This is a genomic window from Sorangium sp. KYC3313, from assembly GCF_052075895.1.
GTDB classification, from domain to species: domain Bacteria; phylum Myxococcota_A; class Polyangia; order Polyangiales; family Polyangiaceae; genus Sorangium; species Sorangium cellulosum_B.
Window position 1 is genome coordinate 5,382,212 of the sequence record NZ_CP197255.1, and the last position, 24,258, is coordinate 5,406,469.

At 69.1% G+C, this 24,258-nt stretch carries 19 protein-coding genes; 6 read left to right on the forward strand and 13 right to left on the reverse strand.

Annotated elements, in window-relative coordinates; translation table 11 throughout:
* Nucleotides 1-109: 109 nt before the first annotated feature.
* The 5 genes from ACSRUE_RS21075 to ACSRUE_RS21095 form a co-directional block, all read right to left on the reverse strand.
* A complete protein-coding gene (locus tag ACSRUE_RS21075; protein ID WP_441292549.1) occupies nucleotides 110-6,154 on the reverse strand; it encodes an AAA family ATPase in 6,045 nt (2,014 codons plus the stop codon).
* Between the two features lie 133 nt (nucleotides 6,155-6,287).
* The gene (locus ACSRUE_RS21080) at nucleotides 6,288-7,373 is read right to left on the reverse strand and encodes a DmpA family aminopeptidase (RefSeq protein WP_441293110.1); all 1,086 of its coding nucleotides are present in this window, start codon (nucleotides 7,371-7,373) and stop codon (nucleotides 6,288-6,290) included.
* Nucleotides 7,374-7,714: 341 nt separating this feature from the next.
* A complete protein-coding gene (locus tag ACSRUE_RS21085; protein ID WP_437765989.1) occupies nucleotides 7,715-8,701 on the reverse strand; it encodes an HTTM domain-containing protein in 987 nt (328 codons plus the stop codon).
* A gap of 4 nt (nucleotides 8,702-8,705) precedes the next feature.
* On the reverse strand, nucleotides 8,706-9,494 hold the full coding sequence (locus tag ACSRUE_RS21090) for a DUF5819 family protein (protein ID WP_441292550.1): 789 nt from the start codon (nucleotides 9,492-9,494) through the stop codon (nucleotides 8,706-8,708).
* A gap of 235 nt (nucleotides 9,495-9,729) precedes the next feature.
* Nucleotides 9,730-10,128 carry a hypothetical protein gene (locus tag ACSRUE_RS21095; RefSeq protein ID WP_441292551.1) on the reverse strand — a complete coding sequence of 133 codons (399 nt, stop codon included), beginning with the start codon at nucleotides 10,126-10,128 and terminating at the stop codon, nucleotides 9,730-9,732.
* Between the two features lie 576 nt (nucleotides 10,129-10,704).
* Here ACSRUE_RS21095 and ACSRUE_RS21100 point away from each other — a divergent pair.
* Entirely contained in the window at nucleotides 10,705-10,998 is a 294-nt protein-coding gene (locus ACSRUE_RS21100; RefSeq protein WP_441292552.1) for a hypothetical protein, read from the forward strand.
* A gap of 177 nt (nucleotides 10,999-11,175) precedes the next feature.
* Here ACSRUE_RS21100 and ACSRUE_RS21105 read toward each other — a convergent pair whose 3' ends face one another.
* Both ACSRUE_RS21105 and ACSRUE_RS21110 read right to left on the reverse strand, forming a co-directional pair.
* On the reverse strand, nucleotides 11,176-11,655 hold the full coding sequence (locus ACSRUE_RS21105) for a YbhB/YbcL family Raf kinase inhibitor-like protein (protein WP_441292553.1): 480 nt from the start codon (nucleotides 11,653-11,655) through the stop codon (nucleotides 11,176-11,178).
* Nucleotides 11,656-11,705: 50 nt separating this feature from the next.
* The gene (locus ACSRUE_RS21110; RefSeq protein WP_441292554.1) at nucleotides 11,706-13,049 is read right to left on the reverse strand and encodes an erythromycin esterase family protein; all 1,344 of its coding nucleotides are present in this window, start codon (nucleotides 13,047-13,049) and stop codon (nucleotides 11,706-11,708) included.
* Nucleotides 13,050-14,569: 1,520 nt separating this feature from the next.
* Between ACSRUE_RS21110 and ACSRUE_RS21115 the strand changes: the two genes are divergently transcribed.
* Complete coding sequence (locus ACSRUE_RS21115) at nucleotides 14,570-15,658, forward strand: glucuronyl esterase domain-containing protein (RefSeq protein ID WP_441292555.1); 1,089 nt, start codon at nucleotides 14,570-14,572, stop codon at nucleotides 15,656-15,658.
* A 143-nt stretch (nucleotides 15,659-15,801) separates the two neighbouring features.
* On the opposite strand, the gene ACSRUE_RS21120 is transcribed toward ACSRUE_RS21115, so the two are convergent.
* The 5 genes from ACSRUE_RS21120 to ACSRUE_RS21140 form a co-directional block, all read right to left on the reverse strand.
* The gene (locus tag ACSRUE_RS21120) at nucleotides 15,802-16,179 is read right to left on the reverse strand and encodes a hypothetical protein (RefSeq protein ID WP_441292556.1); all 378 of its coding nucleotides are present in this window, start codon (nucleotides 16,177-16,179) and stop codon (nucleotides 15,802-15,804) included.
* Nucleotides 16,180-16,344: 165 nt separating this feature from the next.
* Nucleotides 16,345-17,427, reverse strand: a complete 1,083-nt coding sequence (locus ACSRUE_RS21125) for an FG-GAP repeat domain-containing protein (RefSeq protein ID WP_441292557.1) — start codon at nucleotides 17,425-17,427, stop codon at nucleotides 16,345-16,347.
* Between the two features lie 124 nt (nucleotides 17,428-17,551).
* Nucleotides 17,552-17,941 carry a hypothetical protein gene (locus ACSRUE_RS21130; RefSeq protein WP_441292558.1) on the reverse strand — a complete coding sequence of 130 codons (390 nt, stop codon included), beginning with the start codon at nucleotides 17,939-17,941 and terminating at the stop codon, nucleotides 17,552-17,554.
* Between the two features lie 41 nt (nucleotides 17,942-17,982).
* Nucleotides 17,983-18,201 (reverse strand): hypothetical protein, encoded by a 219-nt coding sequence (locus ACSRUE_RS21135; RefSeq protein WP_441292559.1) that lies wholly within the window; start codon nucleotides 18,199-18,201, stop codon nucleotides 17,983-17,985.
* Between the two features lie 237 nt (nucleotides 18,202-18,438).
* Nucleotides 18,439-18,702 carry a hypothetical protein gene (locus ACSRUE_RS21140; protein WP_441292560.1) on the reverse strand — a complete coding sequence of 88 codons (264 nt, stop codon included), beginning with the start codon at nucleotides 18,700-18,702 and terminating at the stop codon, nucleotides 18,439-18,441.
* Between the two features lie 188 nt (nucleotides 18,703-18,890).
* On the opposite strand from ACSRUE_RS21140, the gene ACSRUE_RS21145 reads away from it, so the two are divergent.
* The 4 genes from ACSRUE_RS21145 to ACSRUE_RS21160 all read left to right on the forward strand — a co-directional run bounded on the left by ACSRUE_RS21145 (nucleotide 18,891) and on the right by ACSRUE_RS21160 (nucleotide 22,419).
* Nucleotides 18,891-19,706: a hypothetical protein gene (locus ACSRUE_RS21145; protein WP_441292561.1), complete on the forward strand. Its 816-nt coding sequence runs from the start codon at nucleotides 18,891-18,893 to the stop codon at nucleotides 19,704-19,706.
* A gap of 43 nt (nucleotides 19,707-19,749) precedes the next feature.
* Nucleotides 19,750-20,907 (forward strand): sensor histidine kinase, encoded by a 1,158-nt coding sequence (locus ACSRUE_RS21150; RefSeq protein ID WP_441292562.1) that lies wholly within the window; start codon nucleotides 19,750-19,752, stop codon nucleotides 20,905-20,907.
* A complete protein-coding gene (locus ACSRUE_RS21155; protein WP_441292563.1) occupies nucleotides 20,904-21,560 on the forward strand; it encodes a response regulator in 657 nt (218 codons plus the stop codon). The genes ACSRUE_RS21150 and ACSRUE_RS21155 overlap by 4 nt, the downstream gene beginning before the upstream one ends.
* Nucleotides 21,561-21,690: 130 nt before the next feature.
* Nucleotides 21,691-22,419 (forward strand): DUF2306 domain-containing protein, encoded by a 729-nt coding sequence (locus ACSRUE_RS21160; protein WP_441292564.1) that lies wholly within the window; start codon nucleotides 21,691-21,693, stop codon nucleotides 22,417-22,419.
* Here ACSRUE_RS21160 and xylA read toward each other — a convergent pair.
* Nucleotides 22,400-23,731, reverse strand: coding sequence for a xylose isomerase (gene xylA / locus ACSRUE_RS21165; protein ID WP_441292565.1), 1,332 nt, complete (start codon nucleotides 23,729-23,731; stop codon nucleotides 22,400-22,402). The genes ACSRUE_RS21160 and xylA overlap by 20 nt on opposite strands.
* Nucleotides 23,732-24,258 lie beyond the last annotated feature (527 nt).

Here is a 24,258-nt window from a genome sequence, read left to right on the forward strand (position 1 = left end):
GGGACGTCAGCGCCTTGCTGCGGTTCAACTTGGTACATTGCCAAAGGCGCTGCGACCCGTCACGAGCAAACGGCGCGGAGCTGCGCCGGCTTCGGCCCCCGGTGAACGCTCACGCCGGCGGGAGAAAGGTGCCGTGGCCTTCCGTCTCGGCCTCCGGCGGGCGCAAAGGCAGCTCGACGATGAACGCGGCGCCCGCGCCCGGCCTGCTCTCGACGCGGATGGTGCCGCCGTGGGAGGTGACGATCCACCGAACGATGTAGAGGCCGAGGCCGAGGCCGCCGAAGTTGCGGACGGAGACGGCGCGCTCGAAGCGCTCGAAGATCCTGGCCTGGTCGGTCTCCGCGATGCCCATGCCATGATCGCGGACGACGAGCACAGCACGAGCGCCCTCGCGGCGCACGATGACGTGAATGAGGCCTCCCGCGCCGTACTTGATCGCGTTGGACAGGAGGTTGATGAGGACCTGTTCCATGCGAGACGGATCCCAGTGTCCCATCACGGGCTCGTCCAGATCGAGCTGGGTGCGGCAGCGGGCGTCGGTGAGCTGCTGGCGCATCCGCTCGACGACCTCGCGCGCCAGGGCCGCCAGATCGACGAGCGCGCGCGCGAGGGTCAGCTGGCCGGCGTTGAGGCGGGTGACGTCGAGCAGCTCGTTGACCAGGTGGGCGAGGCGCGCGATCTGGCGGTTGAGGAGCTGGATCGCGGCGTCGATGCGCTCCGGAGCGACCTCCCCGCGCTGGAGGCGGGGCAGGAGCCGGGCGAGGAGGTGAGCCTGCATCGTGAGCGAGGTGAGCGGGGTCTTGAGCTCGTGCGAGGCGACGAGGAGGAACTCGTCGCGGCGCTCGATCGCCACCTGGGCCTCGGCGAACAGGCGGCTGTTGTCGAGGGCGAGCGCGGCGCGGCTCGCCAGCTCCTGGGCCAACCACAGGTCGGCAGGGCCGTAACGGTGCCGTGGCGCGGCCGCCAGCAGGGTCATGACGCCGAAGCGCCGGTCGCGCGCGAGGAGCGGGACGCGGAGGAAGGAGTGAACGCCGAGCGGCTCTAGGAGAGGTGCGGCGCGGACGTCGCCTATCTCGGGCCGGTCCGGCGACGTCGCTGCCAGAGGCCGCAGCGCGTCCGTCACCGCGCCTGCGAGCTCGGCCGGCATCCCCGCGGTGACCACCCGCCCCGGGGCGTCCTGGGCGAGGTCGACGTCGATGACGCACCGGTCGGCCATCGCCGGCAACGCGAGCTGCGCGACGCTGTCGAGGGTGGCGCCGTAGCCGAGGGCCATGAGCTTGCGGCTCGCGTCGGCGAGGAAGCGCTCGGCGAGCTCGGCGCGCTTGCGCTCGGTGATGTCGGTGCAGATGCCGCAGACCACGCCGGGCATGACGCTCTCGCCGAGCGGGAACTTGAGCGACAGGTAGGTGTGCGGCCCGTCCTCCATCATCACCTCCTCCTCGAACTCCAGCGCCTCGCCCGCCTCGAGCACCCGCCGGTCGTTGTCTCGGAGGACCTCGGCGTCCGCACCTCGATAGAGCTCGGCGTCGGTCTTTCCGAGGAGCTCATGGCTCGGCACGCCGGCGACGCTCCCTGCGTGGCGGTTGGCGAGCAAATACCGGCCGTCGCGATCCTTGAGGAAGATGGCCGCGGCGGAGTTGTCGACGATGGCCTGGAGCGTCACCTGGTTGGCCTTCAGCGCCTGCTCCGCCCGGCGCCGCTCGGCGTTCTCCTGCTCGATATCGGCATAGAGCATGGCGTTCTCGAGCGAGATGGCCGACTGCGAGGTGAGCAGCTCGAGCACGGTGAGCCGCCCGGGGGTGAACGCCCCGGTCACGAGCCCGTTCTCCAGGTAGAGCACGCCGACCAGCCGGGCCTGCCGCATGATCGGGAGGCACAGCACCGATCTCGGCCTCTTGCGGCCGAAATACTCGTCCTCCGAGAACGGGTGCCTGGCCGTCGCGTCGTCGAGCAGCACGCGCTCGTGGCTGCGGAGGACATAGTTGAGGATGGATTGCGGCAGCGCCGCCAGGGCCTCGCCCGCGTCGAGCAGCCGCGCCGCACCCCTGGACGTCGCGATCGCCGCCGCCGCCGACAGGCGCTCTTCCCGGACCAGGAGCACGACCCCCTCTCCGGCGCCCGCGTGCTCGACCACGATGCGCAGGAGCATCTCGAGCAGGCGCGGGAGCTTGAGCTCTCCGGAGATGCCCTGAGAGGCCTTGACGACGGAGAGGACGTCGAACTGCTCGGCGCGGACGGCGAAGGTGACGGTGGGTGCGATCGGCTTTCGCTCGACGAGGAAGGGATACCGCTGGTCGAGCTGCTCGACCTTGGCGTGGGCGCCCCAGCGGAAGTAGGCGGCGCGGGCGTCCCGCAGGTAGGCGTCGGCGGGCGTGGACAGGCCGCGATCGCGGTAGAACCGGGCGGCGAGCTCGCTGGCGATGGCCTCGTGCTGGACGAAGCCGTTCTCCCGCGCCGAGGAGATGGCCTGCTCGTAGAGCCGGATGGCCTCGGGCTCGTGCCCGAGGAGCCGGGCGATCTCGGCGCGGACCAGCGTGTGTTTGTGGAGGAAGTTGTCGGGGCCGCTCGCGGCCCACGCGCCGAGCTGCCGCTCGCTGTCGAGGAGGCCCTCGGGGAGCTCCTGCGCCGGCGACCGCCGCGCTTCGTGCGGCTTGGGCGGCTCGGGCGCGCCACCCTCGGCGTCGACGAGCGCCGCGAGCGAGAGCGCGTGAACATAGCAGTTCTCGGCGATGAGCGCGTAGGGCTCGCTCCTGAAGGGGTGGTCGACGATCACGCGCGTCGCCGCGGCGAGCGCCTCTCCGTAAGAGCCGAGGACGAAGAGCGCCTGGGCCTTCATGCTGAAATGGAGGCCGCGGACGCCCCGCATATCCCCCTCGTCGAGCCGCGCCTCGAAGGCCGGCGGATCCAGCTCGGAGCCGTCGAGCGTGGAGAAGCGGACCGGCCTCCCGCGCAGCGTCTGGATGACGGCGTGGGCGCTGGCCAGGACGCCGTAGGCGAACGCGTAACCGGCCTTGCGCACGAAGCGGCTGCGCTCCTCGACCTCGTGGAGGACGTCCTCCAGCGGCTCGCCGGCGAGCAGCGGGAACAGCGGAGCCCAGATGCAGTTGAAGCACGCCGTGCGCATATCGCCGGACTCGACCGCGGCGCTGAACCCGGCGCGCGTGTAGGGGTACGTCTCCCGGTAGTGGCGTGTCCAGAAGACGACTTGCTGTCCGAAGAGGGTGAATACCAGCGCCTTCACGGTGAGGAGATCGCTCCTGTCCGCGAGGTCGTAGCCGAGCTTTGCGAACTTGTAGGCCTCGCGGTATCGCCCGAACCGCGGGCCGAACATCCGCGCGAAGGCCGCGTACGCGTGGGCGGAGCTCTCCGCGTTGCCGTAGCGCAGGCCGAGCTTCACCTGGCGCAGGACGATGAGGTAATGCAGGTCCTGGTCCACGAAGATCGCGGGGCTGGCCACGCTTTGCAGCACGGCCATGACGACCTTGCACTCCGGATGCTCCATGGGGGGCAGGCGGATGAGGTCCTCGATCGCCCGATCGCCGAGGGCTTGCCAGAGGCTCTCGGTCTCCTCCCTGACCTGTGCGTCGGTGGGGTGGAGTGGAAGATCGATATCCCGGGCGCGGAGCCACGCGAGCGCGAGGTCGACGGCGTGGTCGGAGCGCCCTCGGGTCTGATAGAAGCTTACGGCGAGCTCGACGACCGCGGCGCGATCGAGCTCGTTCCTCGCGTGCTCCAGGAGCTCCTCGAGCAGGCGCTCGGCCTCCTCGACGCTGCCGGTGGCGTAGGCGGCGTGCGCGCGCTCGAGGCTCAGGGGATAGGCCAGATCGTACCGGGTCTCCCAGCGCTCGCGGGGATCTAGCGCGAGGAGGGCCATGCCGGCGGCGAAGAGTGCGGCGGCGGACTGGTAGGCGGCGGCGGCCTTGGCCTTCCTGCCGGCGCGGAGGTTGAGGGCGGCGAGCTCGTCGCGCTCGGCCTGGGAGCAGAGGAGCGCGGCGCCGCGGTTGAGGTGGCCCACGATCTCGAACAGCGTGTCCTCGCGCTCGTCCGGCCTCCGCCCCTTCAAGAGCAGCTGGCCGATCCGGAGGTGCACCTCGGCGAGCTGCCCGGGCGGGATGAGCGAATAGGCGGCCTGCTGCACCCGGTCGTGGAGGAAGCGATAGGCGCTGTCCCGTCGGAGCAGCAGCCCTTCCCGCGCGGCCTCCTCGAGCGCCTCGCGGAGCTCCTCCGCCGGCCGCCTTGCGACCACCGCGAGGGTGTCGAGGGTCAGGCTGCCGCCGAGGCAGGCGGCGAGCTTGAGCGCGTCGCGCGTCGGGACCGAGAGCCGATTGAGCTTGCCGACCATCAGCTCGACGACGTTGTCGGTGAAGCCCTTGTCGCGGATGGCGGCGATGTCCCACCGCCATGCGCCCTCGTCGGCGTCGAAGGTGATGAGCCCCTCGTCGTGCAGGGCGATGAGGAACTGGAGAACGAAGAAGGGGTTGCCGCCGGTCTTCTCGTAAACCAGCCGTGAGAGCGGCTCGACCTGCGCTTCCGGTGTGCGGACCGTCTCGGCGACGAGCGCCCCGACGTGGGAGACGGAGAGCGGCTCGAGGACGATGTCGCCGACGGCGGCGCCGCGCTTCTGCACCTCGGTGAGGGTGAGCCGGAGCGGGTGCGCGGGGCCGACCTCGTTGTCGCGATAAGCGCCGATCAGCAGGAGGTGCGCGTCGCCGGCGAGGGTGGCGAGCTGCTCGAGGAGCAGGAGGCTACCGGGGTCGGCCCATTGCAGGTCGTCGAGGAAGAGGGCGACGGGGTGCTCCTTCCGGGCGCAGGCGGCGACGAAGCGCTGGAGCGTGGCGAGCAGCCGGCTCTGGGCCTCGGCGGGCGGGAGCTCGGGCACGGGCGGCTGCGGGCCGAGGAGGCGCTCGATCTCCGGCAGCATGTCGGTGAGCAGCCTGCCGTTCTGGCCGAGAGCCTCGCGGAGGCGCTCTTTCCAGCGCTCGACGTGCTGCTCGCTCGCGCCGAGGATCTCCTGCACGAGGTCCCGGAAGGCGTGAAGGAGGGGGCGGTAGGGGACGTCGCGCTTGAGCTGATCGAACTTGCCGCAGAGGAAGGAGCCGCGCTCGCGCAGGACGGGCCCGCGCAGCTCGGCGACGAGCGAGGACTTGCCGATGCCCGAGTAGCCCGAGACGAGCACGAGCTCTGGCCGGCCGCCCGCGACGACGCGCACGAACGCGGCGCGCAGCGCCTCGATCTCGCGCTCGCGGCCGTAGAGGCGCTGAGGGACCTGGAACCGGTCGGAGACGTCGCGCAGTCCGAGCGGGAAGGCGTCGATGGCGCCGCCCTGGCGCAGCCGGGAAAAGCACGTGTCGAGGTCGTGGCGCAGGCCGAGGGCGCTCTGGTAACGCTCCTCGGCGGCCTTGGAGAGCAGCTTGAGGACGACGGCGGAGAGCTGGAGTGGAATGGAGGGGACGAGCGCGTGGGGCGGCCGCGGCGCCTGGGCGATGTGGCAATAGACCCACGCGACGGGGTCGCTGGCGTGGAAGGGCAGGGTGCCAGTCAGCATCTCGTAGAAGGTGACGCCGAGGGAGTACAGGTCGGTCCGCTCGTCGACGCGGCGGTTCATGCGGCCGGTCTGCTCCGGGGCCATGTAGGCGAGCGTGCCCTCGATGAGCCCGTCGTGCGCGAGCACCTGGGCGCCGCGGGGGGAGAGGGAGGCGATGCCGAGATCGGTGATCTTCACCTCGCCGGTGTCGGGGTTGTAGAGGAGATTCTGGGGCTTGATGTCCTTGTGGATGACGTGGTGCCGGTGGAGCTCGGCGAGCGCGCCGGCGAGGCGGAGGGCGAGCGGGAAGAAGCGCTCGATCGACATCCCGCGCATCGGCCCATCGATGAACCGGTCGAGCGAGCGGCCGCCGAAGTCCTCGAGGACCAGCGTCACCTGGTCGCGGAACGGCTCGATCCCGTAGGCCTTGACGACGACGGGCGACTTCAGCGCCCTGGCGACCTCGAGCTCATGCTGGAGCCTGCCGAGGGCGCGGGGGCTCGCGTGGTCGCGCCGCAGGGCCTTGAGCACCACCGGCCGGCCGTCCTCCTCGCGCCGCGCGCGGTAGAGGATCGTGTCCGCACCCTGGTGCAGCACCCCGAGCACGCGGTAACGTGGACTGTCGGTCATACAGGGAGGATGTCCAAAGCCGGATCGGCCTCCGAGGCACCCGGTCCATTCGTGATGTTGCCAAAAGCACCTCGCTGCGCCACGGGAAACGGCGGCGAGCTCTCGCGCCGGCCCGCCCGCGGCGGTCTCGTGCTTATGCAGGGCGGGAGCGGCCGGACGGCCGCTGGACGCCGTGCCTCGACAGCACCTCACGGACGCGATCCAGCGGAATGGCGTCCACGGTGCGGCCGCTCCCCGTGGTGGTCTCGGCCGTGAAGAGCGAGTTGTAGATGGCCTCCTCCGTCGCCTCGATCACGGCCTGAAAGAGGGCGGACGTCTCCTGGTTCGAGAGCTCCCTGATCGCGAGCCGCTTCGCGCCGGAGCGGCGCCGCACCGAGGCGCTCGTCGAGAAGGCGATCGCATAGTCCCCCGAGCCGTTCGCGCCGGAGGATCCGGTGCGCGCGAGGCCCAGGATCGCGCGGGCAGCGAGTCGCCCGAGGTTGCGATCCGACAGCGGCGCGTCCGTCGCGACGAGGATGAGGATGGAGCCGTCCCCCGCCGCCGCCTCGACCTGCGACCGGAAAGCGTACCGGCCGAGCTCCTCGCCGACGGGCGCCCCCATCACCTGCAGCACGCCGCCGAAGTTCGACTGGACGAGCACGCCGACGCAGGCCCCGCCGAGCGACGCCGGCAGCGCCCGCGAGGCGGTGCCGATCCCCCCCTTCCATCCGAACGCGACGGTGCCCGTGCCCGCGCCGACGCACCCCTCCGGCGTGGGCCCCTCCCGCGCCGAGCCGAGCGCCGCGCGCACGTGCTCGGCGGTGATCGGGCGGAGCCGGACCGCGTTGAGCACGCCGTCGTTGGTCTCGCCGACGACCGGGTTGAGCGAGCGCACCTCCTCCATGCCCGGCTGAGCCAGCATCCATTCGACGAGCGCGTCGGCGGCCCGGAACACGCAAAGCGTGGTCGTGAGGAGAATGGGAGTCTCCAGCTCACCCAGCTCGCGGACCTGGGTCGCGCCGACGAGCTTGCCAAACCCGTTGCCCACGTGGATCGCCCCGGGGACGCGGTCGAGGTAGAGGTTCCCCCCGTGGGGGAACACGGCGGTGACGCCGGTGCGGATCGCGTCTCCCTCGATCACCGTGGCGTGCCCGACGCGCACGCCGCCCACGTCGGTGATCGCGTTCAGCGGGCCCGGATCGAAGATGCCAGGCGCGACGCCGAGATCACGCGCGCGCACGGCGCCTCCCGCGCGCTCCGTGGATCCGGGCGCGAACGGCGCGCTGCCCGCCTCGTCCGGGCAGCGGGCGATCGGGCAGCGGCAGGGCGAGGCAGCCAGGCGCGACGTGCGGCCCGGTGGCGGGACACGGCCGAGAGAGGGTTTCGGCATCCATGGGGAGCGGCGGTATCAACCTCCGTGCCAGGCGCGCCGCATGCCGCCCGATCAGGGGCGCGCTCGGCGGCGCCCGGGCCGCACGGGATGGGCCGCGATCCGCGTGGCGGAAGGCTGGTGAGGCTGGGCGGGGAGCGCTGGGCGGCCGGGAGGAGATCGGGCGGGCGCTCGAGCGCGCCCGCGCCGCGCTACTTCGTCTGGATCCGGCGCGCGGGCAGGAGGCGCCGGAGCGAGGGCGCCTCGAAGGACACGAGCCGCCTGGCGAACGCGCCGATCGCCCGGTACTCCGCGTCCGCGATGAGCGCCAGCTCGACGCTGATCATGAATACTGCGAACGTTCCGAGCCCCATCATGACGGCGATGCCGGCGTGGAACAGGAACGCCGCGGCGAGCGAGAGCCTGCGTGTGTGCCGGTTCAGGGCGAACAGGAACGGGAAGCTGAGCTGGAACCCGACCGTCGCGTAGGTCAGCGCCGTCACCACCGCCACGCTGCGGGAGAGGCTGTCGCTGTGGCCGGGCCACGTGAACTCGCCGACGCGGGTGATATAATACAGGGCCGTCCCGTTCTGCCACAGCTCCCCCTGCACCTTGTAGAGCCCCGCGACCCCGTAGACCAGGCACACCTGGACGGCGCAGGCGAGGATCGCGGCGTTGTGGAGCATCCCCTTGATCCGCTGGAGCTCGCCGCCGCGCTCCCGCTGCGCGCGGAGGCGATCGGCGTCGAGCGAGAAGTACGCGCCGAGCTCGGCGAAGATGCCGTACAGCAGCGCGAGCCGGACGAGGTTGTCGCCGCCGTCGAGCAGGACGGGGTTCCGCTGATGCAACGACCAGAGCCCGACATAGGTGAGCAGCGACATGAGCCGCGTGCGGAAGCCGATCACCCACAGCGCCGTGAACAGCATGGCGAGGTGGAAGACGACCTCGAAGTAGAGCGGCGATCTGCTGAACAGGTAAATCGAGAACGCGCCGGTGCTGTGGGCCTCCTCGAGCGACCGCGCGAAGGGCCACACCCCCTCGGGGCCGTAGAGGTAATGGCGCTGGAAGTAGTTGGCCAGGTAGAGGTGGAGGATGGTCAACCCGGCGACGATCCGGAAGAGGCTGGCCCCGATGAGACAGCGCTCGCGGCTCGTGAGCTCCACGATGCGGTGCCAGCGTGCGTTCAGCTTGCTCAGCATGGCGTCACCTCTCCTCCGCGGCCGCCGCCCGGAGGGCCACGGGCGTCGGGCCCCTGTCCTCGGTCGTCGCGTCCAGCGGCGCCACCGGTCGATAAGGAGCCCAGTCGAAATCATAGTACGTCATTTCACCCTTCGAGTCGGGCAGGTCGCGCCGGGAGAAGCGCGGGAATTTCAGCACCGCCAGGCGGAGCCGCACCGCCGCGGTGCGGCTCGGGCCGTACAGGCTGTCACAGTGCGCGGAGCCGGCCCGCTCCAGGACGGTCTTGCCGAGCTGAATGCCGGCGTCCTGCTCCTTCTTCACCTCGTCCCTGAGCCTCTCGGCCACCTGCGCGTCGGGCGCCTCGGCGCCGCCTGCGCCCGCCTGCGCCCGCGTGCGCTGCTGATCGAGCTTCTTCGCCATCTGCAGCGACGTCGGATCGACGGTGTAGATCATGCGCGCCGCGCCCGTCACCGATCGTCCGAGGCGCGTCGCGGGGCCGAGCCGGTTCTCCAGGTGGGATTCCCAGTAGGGGGTCGTGATATCGGTCCACCCGGTCTCGGTCGTGCTCCCGTCCGGCTCGTGCAGGCGGCAGGCGACCATCACGAGGCGCGTGTCGGTGATGGGATCGGGGGCGAAGAGGTGCCAGTTCTGCTGGAAGAACGGGTTCATGTACCCGCTGATGAGCCGCGCGAAGCGGAGCTGGAGCGGGTTCTGCGGCGTCAGGTAGGCCAGCGTCATCGCGAAATGAAAGCAGAGCGCCGCGGTGAGCAGCGCGGGCGCGGACGTCGAGAGCACACGGAGTAAACGGCGCATGGTTTCGTCCATCCCGGGTTCGGGGTCGTCGGAGAGGAGGCCGCGCGCGGCCGGAGCGCCGCGCGCGGCCCGTGGAGGCTCCGGCCCCGGCGGGCCGGGCGGGGCCGCTTGTGGCCGCCGGGGTGCGGAGTGGGGCGGAGCCCCGAGGAGACCAGCCAGGTCTGCCCGCGCGAGGCCGCGGCGAAGCGGCGCAGAGGTCCGGCCATCCCCGGCCGGACCTCTGGCGGGCGGAACGCTAGTTGTCGAAAAGGATGTCGGCTTGACCGGACGCCGGCGCGTCGTTCAGCGCGATCCTCCTCCAGCCTCCGTAGCCGCCGCGGCCATGGAAGCCCCCTGCGTTGGCCGTCGCGACACCGACGTTCCCGTGCCCGCCGGCCTGGGCGACCGACGACTGGGCGACGGACCCCGAGGTCCCGATGGCGATGCCCGCGATGCCGATGTTCGTCGAGGTGGCCACGTTGGCCCCAGGGAACCCGCTGTAGTACGCCACCTTCTCGGGGATCCCGGCGCTCGCGTCGGCGTCGAGGACCGAGCGACCCTTCAGGCTCGATGTGGCGGGCGTCGCCGCCTGCGCCATCGCCACGCCGACGAACAACGACAACCCAGCGACCGCGGTGATGATCTTTCGTGTCATGTTCTTCCTCTTTCGTTCGATCTCGTGATGGTTGATGGTCAGAGAGGCCAGACATGCCAGCTGCGTTTGCCGACCGCGCGGAGCCCCTGCGTTCGAGCAGCTCCACCGGGCTCGGTGCATCAAGCCAGCTCGCGGGTCATGTGCCCCTGTGTGCTGCCTGCGGTCCGACGCAAGAGCACCCGTCGTGCCAGCCGCGTTCTCCGCTGGCCCAGCGCGCGCAGCGCCCTCTCGCCGCGCCGGCGTGAGGCCGCGGCCGCTCGGCGGCGCGCTCCGCCCGCGGCCGGCTTGCGTGTTCGAGCAAACCATCGCGCGCAACCCTTTGCTCGGATTGTCGCGTTCAAAGCGATGATGTCGCCGCGCGTGGTGATGATGCGGCAGGACAGGCGAGCTCAACCCGCGCAGCTGGGCTGGCTGCGCCGTCCGAACATCGCGGACACACGCGGGGCAGCGCTCCCGTACCCGCCGCGGCGCCGCGAGCTCGGCCGCCGGCCGCGCCATTCGGCACGCCGCGTGCCTCGGCCCCTGACAATCAATGATGCCCATTCATGGAAGCATCGCTGACCAGGAGGAGTGAAGATGCGCGGTACGCTGTTGTCGGTGTTCGTGTTGTCGATGCTGCCCGCTTCCACGGCGCTCTGGAGGAGCGCGGCCGCGGGGGCGGTGGACGGCAGAGCGGGGGCGCTGGTCGAGGCCAATGATCCTGAACCTTCGCAGCCCAGCGACGCCGAGGTCGCGGCGGGCGTCGAGGGGGACTCGATCGCCTCGTGCGTCGCCACCTGCCCGAAGGGCGATAAGGTCGTCACGTGTCCTGATGGAGTGTGTCAGTGCCACTGTGGCGATGACGGTCGCCCGGTCTGTAAATGCGAATGAGCGCGCGCCGAAGGCGCGTTCGTGGCGAGGTGTAGAGTCGTGATACGGACTCATCCGCCAGGCAGGCGAGCGAGGCGTACGGAGGTGCGCCGCCGCGAGTCGAACGACGCGGATGAGCCCGTAGCGCACGAGAGCGCACGAAGGCGAGCGCGAGCAGGGGCCGGCGGCGCTCGGCTCCTACGAGCCGCCCCTCTTCTGGTACGTGCCGACGAGCTCGACGCGCGCGAGGACGTGCCCTTCCATCGCCTTCTCGAGCTCCACCTTCGTGAGCCCGCCTCGCGGGGGCAGCACCGTGTCGAGCGCATACAGCTTGAAGAAATAGCGGTGCTTGCCGATCGGCGGGCACGGACCGCCGTAACCGGCGCGCTTCCAGTCGTTCCTCCCCTCGAGCGTGCCCGTCGGCAGATCGGCCTTGCGCGCGCCCTCGGGCAGGCCGCCGGCGTCGGGCGGGATGTTGTAGAGTACCCAGTGGACCCACGTCGTCTTGGGGGCGCGTGGATCGGGCGCGTCCGGGTCGTCGACGATGAGCGCAAGGCTCCTCGTGCCGCCGGGGACACCCGACCAGGAGAGCGCGGGCGGCACGTCCTTCCCCTCGCAGGTGTGCACGATCGGGATCACGTCGCCATGGTGGAAATCGGGAGATTGTAACGAGAGCATCGTTCACCTCGCCCAGCGCGCTTTGCACTGCGCGCGCCATGCCGCCGGCGTCACACGCCGGAAGGGTAGGTCTCCGGCGGCTCCTTCTCGGCCCGCGGCGCGAGGTGCAGCGGCCGGACGGCCTGTGACTCGTCCACGAAGACGAGCGCGTCGTAGCGGCGCGGCAGCACCGTCGGCACGTAGTTCCCGTACCCCTCGTACTCGGGGTGGTAGACGACGCCGACGGCGCGGTGGCCGCGCCAGGCCAGCGACTCCTCCGGCAGCCGCCCCGGCTCGAAGATCAGCAGCTGATCCCGGTCGCCCGCCTGGTGCAGCAGGTCCTCCCAGCTCCCGGGCCGCCCGCTCGGCAAGCGCATCACCTCCATCGGCGCGTCCCACGCCCGGGCGGCGATCACCGTGCCGCGGTGGGCGCCGAAGGCGACAAGCGCGACGCGCTCCTCCCCGTGGCGCTCGCGGGCAAGCTGGCCGAGGTTCACCTCGCCCCGCTCCGCCATGTCGGTGAAGCGCGCGTCGCCGATGTGCGTGTTGTGCGCCCAGACGATCGCGCGGCCGCGCGGGCCGTGCTGCTCGAGCAGCCGATCGAGCGTCTCGGCCATGTGCCGATCGCGGACGTTCCACGACGCCGCGTCGCTGCGCACCATCGCCCGGTAGTAGGCCTCGGCGTTCTTGACCACGAGCGCGTTCTGCTCGGCGACGAAGTGCCCGTCGCGCCCGTCGGCGCCGTGCTCCGGCGCTCTCTTGCGCACCTCGGAGAGCAGCTTGACGACCTCCGCCTGGCACGACTCCGGCACGAGCACCGTCGCCCGGGCGTACTCCTGGGCATCGTCGGCATACGGCTCGAAGCAGCGCAGCGCGCGCCGCGCGGCCGGCAGCGCGTCGGGGGCGGCCCCCTCCAGGTAGCGCATGACCTCGCGGAGCGAGTCCCAGAGGCTGTAGACGTCGAGCCCGTAGAAGCCGACCCGCTGCTCCTCGGGCCGACCCTCGTTGTGCCTGCGCAGCCACTCGACGAGGTCGGCGACCTCCTCGTTGGCCCACATCCAGGTCGGCCAGCGATCGAAGGCGTGCAGCACCGCGCGGGCGCTGCTCCACGCGTCCGCGTAGCCCTTCACATAGCGGTTGACGCGGTAGCAATCGGGCCAGTCGCCCTCGACGGCGATGAAGGACGCACCCGCTTCGACGACGAGCCGCCTGGAGAGCGCTGCGCGCCACGTGTAGAACTCGCGCGTCCCGTGCGTCGCCTCGCCCAGGAGCGCGCAGCGCGCGCCGCCGATGCGCTCGATCAAGGGGTCGAGATCGGCCGTGGAGCGCAGCGGCCGAGCCAGCGCGCGGAGCGCCGCCAGGAGGTCGGGCGTCGCGCGCGTCCCCGGCTCGAGGAGGCGTCGCAGTCGAGCCATGATGGGATCCTCCTGGGGCGCGGCGGCGGAACGGCAAGCTCGCGCGGGGTAAGGGCGAGCGAGCAGGCCGCCTGGCGGCGGACGAAGGGCCGCCCGGCGCCGTTGAGCCCGCGCCTCCGCCGGCACATCGCCGCCGGAGTCCGGTTCGCCCTCCGGCGAGGAGCAGACGACCAGACGCTACGTGAACGCGACGCGACGAACAAAGTCTCGCCAACAGGTGTCGCTTCCTCGGATGTCCCTCAGGTGCGAGCTTTCGCGAGGTGTTCCCGGAGACGATCCGAAGGGATCGCATCGACTACAAACTTGTTGAACATTTGCATCCTTGCCAAACGCTGCGCGCTCCGGTCGTACGATTCCCAGCGATAAGCGTGATCGAACTGCCCTCCGCTGGGAATGGGCATCTGGTGATGTCGTTCCGGCCAACCGTCTCCAGACCTCTCCCCCCAACGGACCTCCTCCCGTTGTTCGTCGCGTGCGGCCCCAGCGATGGCGGCATCACAGTTGATGAGGATGACACCCCCAGCACCGGCAGCCTGACCAGCGGCTCTTCGTCGGCTGGCACCACGTCGCCTGCGGCCGGCGCCGGCGGCGGTAGCACCCGTGGCGTGACCTGCACCACGAGCCCGGCCCGAAGCAGATCAAGGAGACCACCGTCAAGGGCAGCTTCGCCGCTGCGCCAGCTCCGAGACCGCCGGCTCAGAGGCTCTTCCCTCCGGACCCGGCTGGACCGGAGGCGTCGTCCGGGAAGAAGTTCTCCTCATCGAACGACGTCCGCCCGCCGCAGGCGACTGCAGAGAACCCAGGGAGGAAGCGAAGAGCTCGTGCTCGAGCGGAGCGCATGGCCGGATCCGGGACTTGCTCCCAGGCCCCGGGAGCGCCGCTGTCATAGCTCAGTTTACAGGTCCTCGGCTTGGCGGCGAACGAACCGCACCGCGCCCTGAAATCTCTCGTTTACGTCCCATTGGCATACTCACAGCGCAAATTCGCGCGCGTCGCGAAAACAGCGTCACCAACGCGAAAAACGCACAAGCTTCACTATCGTCTGCTATAAGTACGGCGGCTTTTCGCGTGTCGGGTACCACCTGTCATGTACCCGTGTCGCATGCCGCCACTGCCCTCGAAACATGGAGGCCTTCATGTCTGTCCGTTCTCGTGCCTCGCGCAAATTAACCGCTCTCGCGATTCCCGTCCTTGCCCTCTTGAACTTCCCTGGCTGCGCTTCAGAAGTCGGAACCGGCGGTGCCGGGGGAGATGCTTCAAGCTCCGGCGGCGGGACACCGAGCGGGAGCGGGGGAGTCACCTCGGGTGCAGGCCCGGCGAGCAGCGGTGCTTCCACGAGCAGCGGAGGCGCCGGTACGGGCGGCGGTGCTGCGACGAGCGGAGCCGGCACGGGCGGCTCCCCGACCGGCGGGACTAGCGCAACGAGCGGGACGGGCGGGGCCACCGCGACGAGCGGGACTGGAGGCGGCGAATTCACGTGCGTCCTGCCCACTCTGCCTGAGCCGAGCGGCCTGACCGAGGTGAACGAGAAGCTCCCGGATCCGTTCACGTTCTTCAACGGAACGAAGGTCACGACCAAGGAGCAGTGGGAGTGCCGCCGCAAGGAAATCCTGGCCATGGCAGCCAAGTACCTCTACGGTCCGGTCCCCGGCGAACCGGATGAGGTGACCGGAACCGTATCCGGAGGTAACGTTTCAATCACCGCCAAGGTGGGTGGAAAATCAGAGAGCTTCTCGGCGAGCATCAGCGGATCCGGCAGTGTGATCGCTCTCAAGTTGTCGGGTGGGATTTTCCCGTCAGGCAGTAAGACGCTGTCGTTTGGAAGCGGCTTTGAAGGCAAGATAAGAAATCTTTTCGGCTTGTCCGAGGTCAACACCAACATCGCCAACGGCTGGATGATTGACCGGGTGATGGACGTGCTGGAGAAGAACCCGGGCAGCGGACACGATCCCACGAAGGTGATGGTGTCGGGATGCTCCGGGTGTGGAAAAGGCGCTTACCTGGCGGGTGTCTTCAGTCGTGCACCGGTGGTTGTCATCGTGGAGTCGGGCGGCGGTGGTGTAGCCAATTTGCGCCAGGCGGAGTGGTTCAGGCACGGTGAAGGTGGTTCCGTTTGGCAGTGCTCGGATGCCAAGCCTCAGAGCATCGACAACCTCGAGGACAGCGGTATCTGCGGCCCCTGGGTGACCAGCGCGGCCCGTTGGCTCCGGAACGACCCCTCGAAGGTATACAACCTCCCCTTCGATACACACATGCTCCTGGCGACCATCGCTCCGCGGCATCTGGTGCACTTCACGAATGCCAATGGCAGGAACTCATGGTGTCACCTGGGTGGGACCTGTGAGGCGCTCTCCGCATGGGCGGCAAAGCCGGTGTGGAAGGCGCTCGGTGTTCCAGAGCGCATGGGTTTTACGATGTACAGCGCAAACCACTGCGGCGCCTCGGGCACTCAGACCGCCCTCGCAGGCGAGATGTTCAAGCGAGCGTTCGAAGGCAATACCAGCGCAAACACGGACGTGATGAACATCCTGGACAATGGCGTTCAGCAGCCGGTCAGCGAATGGAAGAGCATGTGGATTGACTGGGATATGGATACAGTACTGCAGTAGTGAGCCTGGTCACGAGAAGGCGCGGCCGGGCCGTTGTGCGAGGCCCTGCCGCGCCGGCGCGGCCGCCCCCGGTCCGTTGACCGGACCGGCGGGCTCCCGGTCCGGTCAACGGATCGGCGCGACAGCGCGGAGACGAAGCGCGTTCACTCCCAGCCGGAGCTGCTGGCCGCGCCCAGGATCGCGCTCACGCCGTAGACCTGGCCGCCGCGCATCTTGAACATGTGCATGTCGGTGTTCCCCATGAACATGGTGAACCCGACCCCGATGCCCCTCTCGACCTCGGCGAAGACGAGACGAGGGGGAAGCGCGGGTGACCCCGGAACGGGCTCCTCCCACTCGACGGTATCCCCGCTCGCGATGATGGCGCCGGTGTTCGAGGCGAAATTTTGCCCGGAGACCTTGTAGTCCCCTGGTCGAACGGCGATGGTCTCGATCTCGGTGATCTCCTGGCCCTGGAGCTTGAGGCGAAGGGCGAGCGGGATGTCCATGCTGCCGTCTGGCACCACGGCCCGCGCCGGCACGTCAAGGTTATCTTGATCATATTGCCCCGGCGCATCTTTCGAATGCTCATCCGGGAGACAGAAAAAATATCGCCACAGCGTGCCCGCCATCGCGGCGGGCCGCGCCCCTCCGCCAACGTGAGCAGGTGGGCGGGAGCCTTCCAGCGGTACGTCGCAACTCAAACGCTAGTTCTCGAATGGTCCCGGAATGTTCGGACCGGGCGTAAGCAGCTGGCTGCCGTCCATCAGCCACACCGCCATCAGGTTCTGTGCGGCATTGTTCCACAGCACGTCTGCCGTGCCATCGAAGTTGAAATCAGCAGCGCCCTGCGCGGGCACCCACCCAGCGCCGATGGGTCCGGGGATGTTCGGACCGGGCGCAAGCAGCTGGCCGCCGTCCATCAGCCACACCGCCATCAGGTTCTGTCCGGCGTTATGCCACAGCACGTCCGCCATACCGTCGACGTTGAAGTCGAACGCCGTGATGGTGACCCACCCGTCTCCGTTCGGTCCGGGGATGTTCGGCCCCGGCGCGAGCAGCTGCGTGCCGTTCATCAGCCATACGGCCATCAGGTTCCGTCCGGCATTGTTCCATAGCACGTCCGCCATACCGTCGGCGTTGAAGTCGGCCGTGGAAGAGGCGATCCATCCGTCTCCGATCGGTCCGGGGATGACCGGCCCCGGCGCAAGGAGCTGGCTGCCGTTCATCAGCCACACGGTCATCAGATTCTGGCGGGGATTGTTCAAGACCACGTCATTCATTCCGTCAGAGTTGAAGTCGGCAGCGCTCGTTACAGCCACCCACCCGTCTCCGATCGGTCCGGGGATGACCGGCCCCGGCGCAAGGAGCTGGCTGCCGTTCATCAGCCATATGGCAACCAGGTTCTGTGGGCTGTTGTACCAGAACACGTCCGCCATGTGGTCCTGGTTGAAATCACCAGCCGAAATCGCCGCCCACCCATCACCTATCGGTCCGGGGATGACCGGCCCCGGCGCAAGGAGCTGGCTGCCGTTCATCAGCCACACGGCCATCAGGTTGTGGCGGGTGCGCTGCCAGAGCACGTCCACCATGCCGTCGTTATTGAAGTCGGCTGGGTAGATGGTCTTCCACCCGTTGCCGTCCGACCGCGGTACCGCCACGCCGGGCGATGGGCTCTGGCCTTCGAAATGAGGACCACTTGCTTCGTGCTCGGCGCCAAACGCGCAGGCCCACATGGCACATAGTACAGGGATTGTACCCATGAGATTGGCCACCATGACGAGTCTCATGCCCCCGCCTTCCTTTTGCGTTCGTGCACTGGCTCCAAGCGGTCCATATTTGCCGGAATAGCCGACGCGCAAAGATGACGCCGTCGCTCCTGTGCGCGCACTGTGCGTCGCCGTGGCCACGCGATCATCTCTCACCTGCGACCACTCGCGCCGAGCGGTGCGTTGCATCGATATCAGAAAATATGGTGCAAGGCGGCCGGCAACGCCACCCGAGCCACGATCGCGGTGTGCAAGCAACATGGTGAAGAGCCACTTGCCCCTCGTCGTCGAGGAACATCTCCACGTAATCGATGGCGTCGATGTCGTTCGTCCCGGACCGGAACGTCTGCGCGACCTTGACCACCGCGTCATCGGGCACGTCGCCCGAATCGAGCAGCAGCGAGTTCTCGCGGACGAGGCCCTGCGTGGCGTTGGTCTCGAGGTCCATGGCGCTGTCGCGGAGCAGCTCGCCGCGCGCGTGGTTGGCCGGGACGTCCGCGACGCGCCTGCCCAGCACGTCGAGGAACGCGGCCACGATGTCGAACGACTTGCGGGTGAAGCCGTCGCCGCTCGCCTTCAGGAGCTTGCCACGGCAGACCTCGTCCTGCTCGAGCGACTCAGGGCTATGCTCAGTGCATAGTATTTCTGCTGGTTGTGGACGTTCGAATCGTCGAAGACGACCATCGGGATCGCATGCCCGTTGCGCCAGAAGTGCTCGTCGTAGAGGTGGATGGTCTCGCCCACGTCGCGCAACCGGTACGTGGGGATGACGAAGAGTGGTGGCCTGTTCTGCATGACAGCCCCAAAGCTAGGGCCGCCGGCTTCAGGAAAGCGTCAAGAGTCGCCCGGGCGGCGTCAAGAAACCGTCAAGCAGAGCGCGCTCGCGGGCTCGCCGACGAGCTCGGGGAGGCGAGAAGCGCGAGGGCGCGCGAGCGCCGGTTCCTCGCGGCGGCCGCAACGCCAGAGCGGCGTCATCGATGCGCTCTTTACGCGGGGAGATTGCGTCCTGAGAAGATTCTGACGCGGCGAGGGTTACTTTGTCGCCATCATCGCCGGCTGGCGGGCATCCACGGAGCGCAGCATGAAATCGCCGTTCGCCTCTCTCTCCACGCCCTTCAGGGTGCATGCTGAAGACGACCCGCCGACTTCGGGAGATGAACCCCGGACCGACGCGGACCTCGCCGCCGTGCTCGGGCTCGCGTGGCTCGCCTGCGCGCTGACGACGATCTGGACGATCACGCGGGGCGACACGTACGGGGACGGGAGCGCGCTGCCCGCGCTCGCCGTGCTCCTCATCCCGTACCTGCTCCGAGACTGGTTGGGGTCACGAGCCAGCCCGGAGGCTCTCTCCCGGGGCTTGACGTTCTCGAAGCGTTTGGATTTCCTTCTCTCCCATGAGCGTCATGAATTCAGCCGCCGGAACTTCCGGCCGAGGCGGGCGAGCCCGGGGGTCGGTCCGGTTGTGGCTCGGCCGGCTGACGTTGATGACCGCGGTCTCGTCGTTCGTCGCGTGCAGTTCGGGCGACGGGCACAGCGCCAGCGCGCGCGACACGGTCACGGTGGGCTCGGGCGGCCCAGCGAGCGGGACCTCCAGCGGCTCGTCGGGAGGTCTGAGCGGAGGCAGCGGTGGCGGCGGGGCGGGGGAGGGCGGCTCGGGCCGAGACACGGACCCTGGCGCGACGTCGGGGGCTTCCACCGGGGGCGCTGGGGGTTCCGGAGAAGGCGGCGCCGCAGATTGCGAGAGCGGCCCGGAGGCGCTCGAAGGCAGCGTCTATCAAGGCGATCTGCTCATCGCGTCGGACGCGGACGCCCTCGCGGCGCGCGCGTACTCTGCGATCAACGGCATGATCTCGGTCAGGTCCGACTTCGCCGGGACGCTCGACTTGCCCAGCTTGCTCGACGTGGGCGGTATCCGGGCCGAGGGCAGCGCCTCGAGCGGGGAGCTGGTCACGGCGCAGATCAAGGCGATCCGCATGCCGAACCTGGTGCGTGTTCGCGGTACGTTGTGGATCTACCTGGCGTTCGAGCTGCGGGAAGCCGACTTTCGCAAGCTCGAGGCCGTCGACGAGCGGCTCTGGATCCATCGAAACACGGAGCTCGCGACGCTGCGGCTCGATGCCTTGCGCAGCGTGGGCGAGGACGTACAGATCACCGACAACTTCAAGCTCCCGGCATGCGGCCTCGAGATGATCGAAGCCAGCCTGCGCGCGGTCGGCACCACCAGCATGAACATCTCCGGAGGCCTCCAGGAGACCGGCTGTGAATGCAGGCTCGTCTGCGGACAGGGGCTCTGCTTGTAACGCGCGTCGAGCCGTGGCCGAGCCGAGAATGTGAGCCATCGTCATGAGGCAGGTGCGCGAGTTCCTTCGATCCGTGTGGTCCGAGCCACGAGCGCCGCACCCCCCTCGACGCGTCCGGATGGACTGGGTGCTCCTGGCCGCGTTCGCCGCGCTCGGGTCGCTCGAGGTCGCGATCCGGCGCGACCTGCCGTGGCGGATCGCTTCGCTGGCCCTTTGCATCGGGCTCTTGCCGACGCTGCTCTGGCGGAGGACCAGGCCGCTGCGGATGGTCGTGATCGCGTTCGGCCTCCTCATCGCGAACCAGCTCGCCGTGATGGCGACCGGCAGCGCGTCGCCGGGGCTCTACGCGATGGTCTACATGGTGCTGCTGCCCTATTCGTTGTTCCGGTGGGGTACGGGGCGTGAAGCGATGATCGGGCTGCCGATCATGGTGACCTCGGCGGCGGTCGACATGATCCGTTCTCATGCCAGGACCGGCGATGTCATCGGGGGCTACGCCGTCCTGCTCTCCACGATGGCGCTCGGCGCGGCCGTGCGCTACCGGGATGGCGTGCGCCTGCGAGAGCTCGATGAAGCCAAGCTGGCCGAGCGAGAGCGGATCGCCCGCGACCTGCACGACACCGTCGCCCACCATGTATCGGCGATCGCGATCCGCGCGCAGGCTGGCCTGGTCGCCGCGTCGGCTCGCCCCGAGGCTCCCGTCGACGCGCTCCGCGTGATCGCGGACGAGGCGTCTCGCGCCCTCGGCGAGATGCGCGCGATGGTCCGGCTCCTGCGTCGCGGCGAGTCGGCCGAGCTCGCGCCGAGCCCGCGGGTCGCCGACCTCGGACGGCTCGCGGGCGCGTCCGCCACAGGGGCCTCCGTCGAGGTGAAGTTGACCGGGAGCTTCGATGACCTGCCATCGTCGGTCTCCGCCGCGATCTTTCGCCTCGCGCAGGAGGCGATCACCAACGCTCGCCGGCACGCTCGCCACGCGACCCGGATCGACGTGGAGGTCACGGCCGACGAGACGTCCGTGCGCTTGCGCGTCACCGACGACGGCCAGGGGGCCCACGCCGGCCATTCCACGTCGGCGGGATACGGGTTGGTCGGCATGATCGAACGAGCGACGCTGCTCGGCGGTACGTGCCACGCGGGCCCGGGCCCGCGGCGCGGCTGGACGGTGACGGCCGTGCTGCCTCGGAATGGACGGACAACATGAGCATTCGTGTCATCGTCGCCGACGATCAAGAGATCGTCCGCACCGGGCTCACCATCCTCCTCGACGCCCAGCCTGACATCGAGGTCGTGGGCGTCGCCGACGACGGACACAAGGCCGTCGAGCTGGCGCTCGCCCTCCGTCCCGACGTGTGCCTGTTCGACATCCGCATGCCCGGGATCGACGGCATCGAAGCTACCCGACGGCTCGCCGGCCCGACCGTCGACCGCCCTCTGGCGGTCGTGGTGATCACCACCTTCGATCATGACGACTACGTGGTCGGCGCCCTCAAGGCCGGCGCCCGCGGCTTCTTGCTGAAAGACGCCGGTCCCGAGCTGCTCGCGCAGGCCATCCGCGCCGCCGCGAGCGGCGACGCCTTGATCGCGCCGCGTGTCACCGCCCGCCTGCTCTCCTCGTTCGCGGCCTCTCGCCCCCAGCTGCCACGAGCGCAGCCCGGGGAGGCCCTCACCGCCCGCGAGGAGGAGGTCCTCCTCATCGTGGCCCGCGGTCGAACCAACGCCGAGATCGCCGACGAGCTCCACATCAGCCTGAGCACCGTCAAGGCGCACATCGCCAGCCTCATGACCAAGCTCGGCGCGCGCAACCGGGTCGAGATCGCCATCTGGGCCTACGAGACAGGTCGCGTCCGCGACTGACCCGTCGGCCCGGGGCCGCGTGGCGGTGCACCTGGCCGAAAGTACGATCGCCGCGTCGGGCAATCGACCGACCCGGATCCGCCATTTGCGCCAATTGCGAGGCGACGAGGGCCGTCCCTAGCTTGGCGGCATGACGAACGAGAGCACCACGACCCCCTCGGCGAAGCGAGACTGGCTCGTACCCGCGCTTCTGCTCGGCCTCAGCGCGGTCCCCGTGGTGGCCGGCGCCTTCCGCCTGGCCGAGCTGAGCGTCGGCGCCAGGGTCACCCCGGACAACGCCCGCTTCTTCGCTGCGCCCGTTTCCGTTGTGCTGCACATTTTCAGTGTCAGCGTGTTCTCGATCCTGGGTGCGTTCCAGTTCTCCTCGGGCTTTCGCCGCCGGAGGCCTCGCTGGCATCGCGCGGCGGGGTGGGCCGTGGCCCCATCAGGGCTCGTCGCTGCCGCCTCGGGTCTGTGGATGCAGGCGTCTTACGAGCTCCCCAAGGGGGACGGCGACGCCCTCGCCGTTCTCCGGGTGCTGTTCGGCTCTGCCATGTTCATGTCGCTCGTGCTCGGTCTCGTCGCCATCTGCCGGCGCGACTTCGTCCGTCACGGCGCGTGGATGCTGCGCGGCTACGCGATCGGCCTGGGCGCGGGGACTCAGGTGCTGACCCACGTGCCGTGGGTGCTGCTCTTCGGCGCGCCGGGCGAGGGCGCCAGAGCGGTCCTGATGGGCGCCGGCTGGGTGATCAACGTCGCCGTCGCGGAGTGGATCATCCGCAGGAGAGCTACATCTCCTCGGAAAGAAAAACAGCCGAGCGCGCAGCGGCGCCCGGCTGTCGTTCCCTCGATCGCTCGGCTTATCGGATCCAGCGATTGACGATGTTTTCGTACAGCTCTTGCTGACCGCTCGTGAGCTTGACCTCGCCGCCGGCGTTGCCGATCTCGGCCAGCTGCTCCAGCGTCAGCTTGCCCTGCTCGAACTCGGCGCCCTTGCCGCCGTCGAAGGACGCGTAACGCGCCTTGCGCATCGCCTCGAGCGGCGACTTGCGGATCAGGTCATCGGCGATGAGGAGCGAGCGGGCGAACACATCCATGCCGCCGATGTGCCCGTGGAAGGTGTCGATGAGATCGCTCGAGTTGCGGCGGCGCTTGGCGTCGAAGTTGACGCCGCCGCCCTGGAACCCACCGCTGCGGAGCAGGATGAGCATCATCTCGACCGTCTCGTTGATGTTGTAGGGGAACTGATCGGTGTCCCACGCGTTCTGGTAGTCGCCGCGGTTGGCGTCGATGCTGCCGAGCATGCCGTTGTCCGCGGCAACCTGCATCTCGTGGTCCATGGTGTGGCCGGCGAGCGTCGCGTGGTTCGTCTCGAGGTTGAGCTTGAAGTCCTTGTCCAGGCCGTGCTGGCGCAGGAACCCGATCACGGTCTCGGCGTCGAAGTCGTACTGGTGCTTGGAGGGCTCCATCGGCTTGGGCTCGATGAAGAAGACACCCTTGAAGCCGCGCGCGCGGGCGTAGTCGCGGGCGATGGTCAAGAAGCGAGCGAAGTGCGCCTTCTCGCGCTTCATGTCCGTGTTCAGCAGGCTCATGTACCCTTCGCGGCCGCCCCAGAACACGTAGTTCTCACCGTTCAGCGCGATGGTCGCGTCGAGCGCGTCCTTGAGCTGGGCGCCGGCGTAGGCCAGCACGGAGAAATCCGGGTTCGTGGAGGCGCCGTTCATGTAACGCGGGTTGGAGAACAGGTTCGCCGTGCCCCACAGCAGCTTGACGCCCGACTGCGCCTGCTTCTGCTTGGCGTACTCGACGATGCTCTGGAGGCGACGCGACGTCTCGGCGCGGTTCTCGCCTTCCTCCACGAGGTCGATGTCGTGGAAACAGTAGTGCGTCGCGCCCAGCTTGGTGATGAACTCGAAGTTCGCGTCCATCTTCATGTGAGCGCGTGCCAGCGCGTCCTTGCCCTCGTCCCAGGGGAAGTTGATCGTCCCCGGACCGAACGGATCGTGCCCGCGCCCGCAGAACGTGTGCCAGTAACACACGGCAAACTTGAAGTGATCCTTCATGGCCTTGCCGGCGACGACGCGGTTGGCGTCGTACCACTTGAAGGCGAGCGGGTTGTCGGACTCGGGCCCCTCGTAGGGGATCTTGCCAACACCCGGGAAGTACTCTCTGTCTCCAGTGACAACGGTCATAAACGGATCTCCAGCTCGTGGTTTGCGTGTGCCTTAGTTCAGAGGGCGCTTTCGACAACGGTGTCCGCGGGGTAAGCCCCAGGGCGCTGGTCTCCGGGCCAGGGTGGAGGCGGCGTCTCCACGCCCGCGCTGGGCTTCCAGGCCTGTTGCGTTTGTTGTGGCTCCGGCGCTCCTCAAGTCAGAACCACCGGCGCGCATCAATTGCGCGCGTGGCGGAATCGGCGGGCTAGCAATAACATGGTGCCGGGTCGGAGGCTAGGGTGGGCCTCCGGCGCCTCGCACCGTTGACTCTGGCTAGCTGTGCCGCGTCAACCTCCCCCGCACGGACGAGCCGCGAGACCTTACCGAGGTTGCCTGCGCTGCCCTCGCTGGATCCGTCGAGGCGCTCGTGCCGCCGCCCCCTGCGACGCCGGCCGTGTTGAGCGAGCCGGTCCACGGCGGCGGTGTCTTACAGCGACATGGCATTCAAGCGCCTGGCAGCGGAACTTCGACGTGGGCGGCGCCCGAGAGGGGCCAAGCCCTGCGCG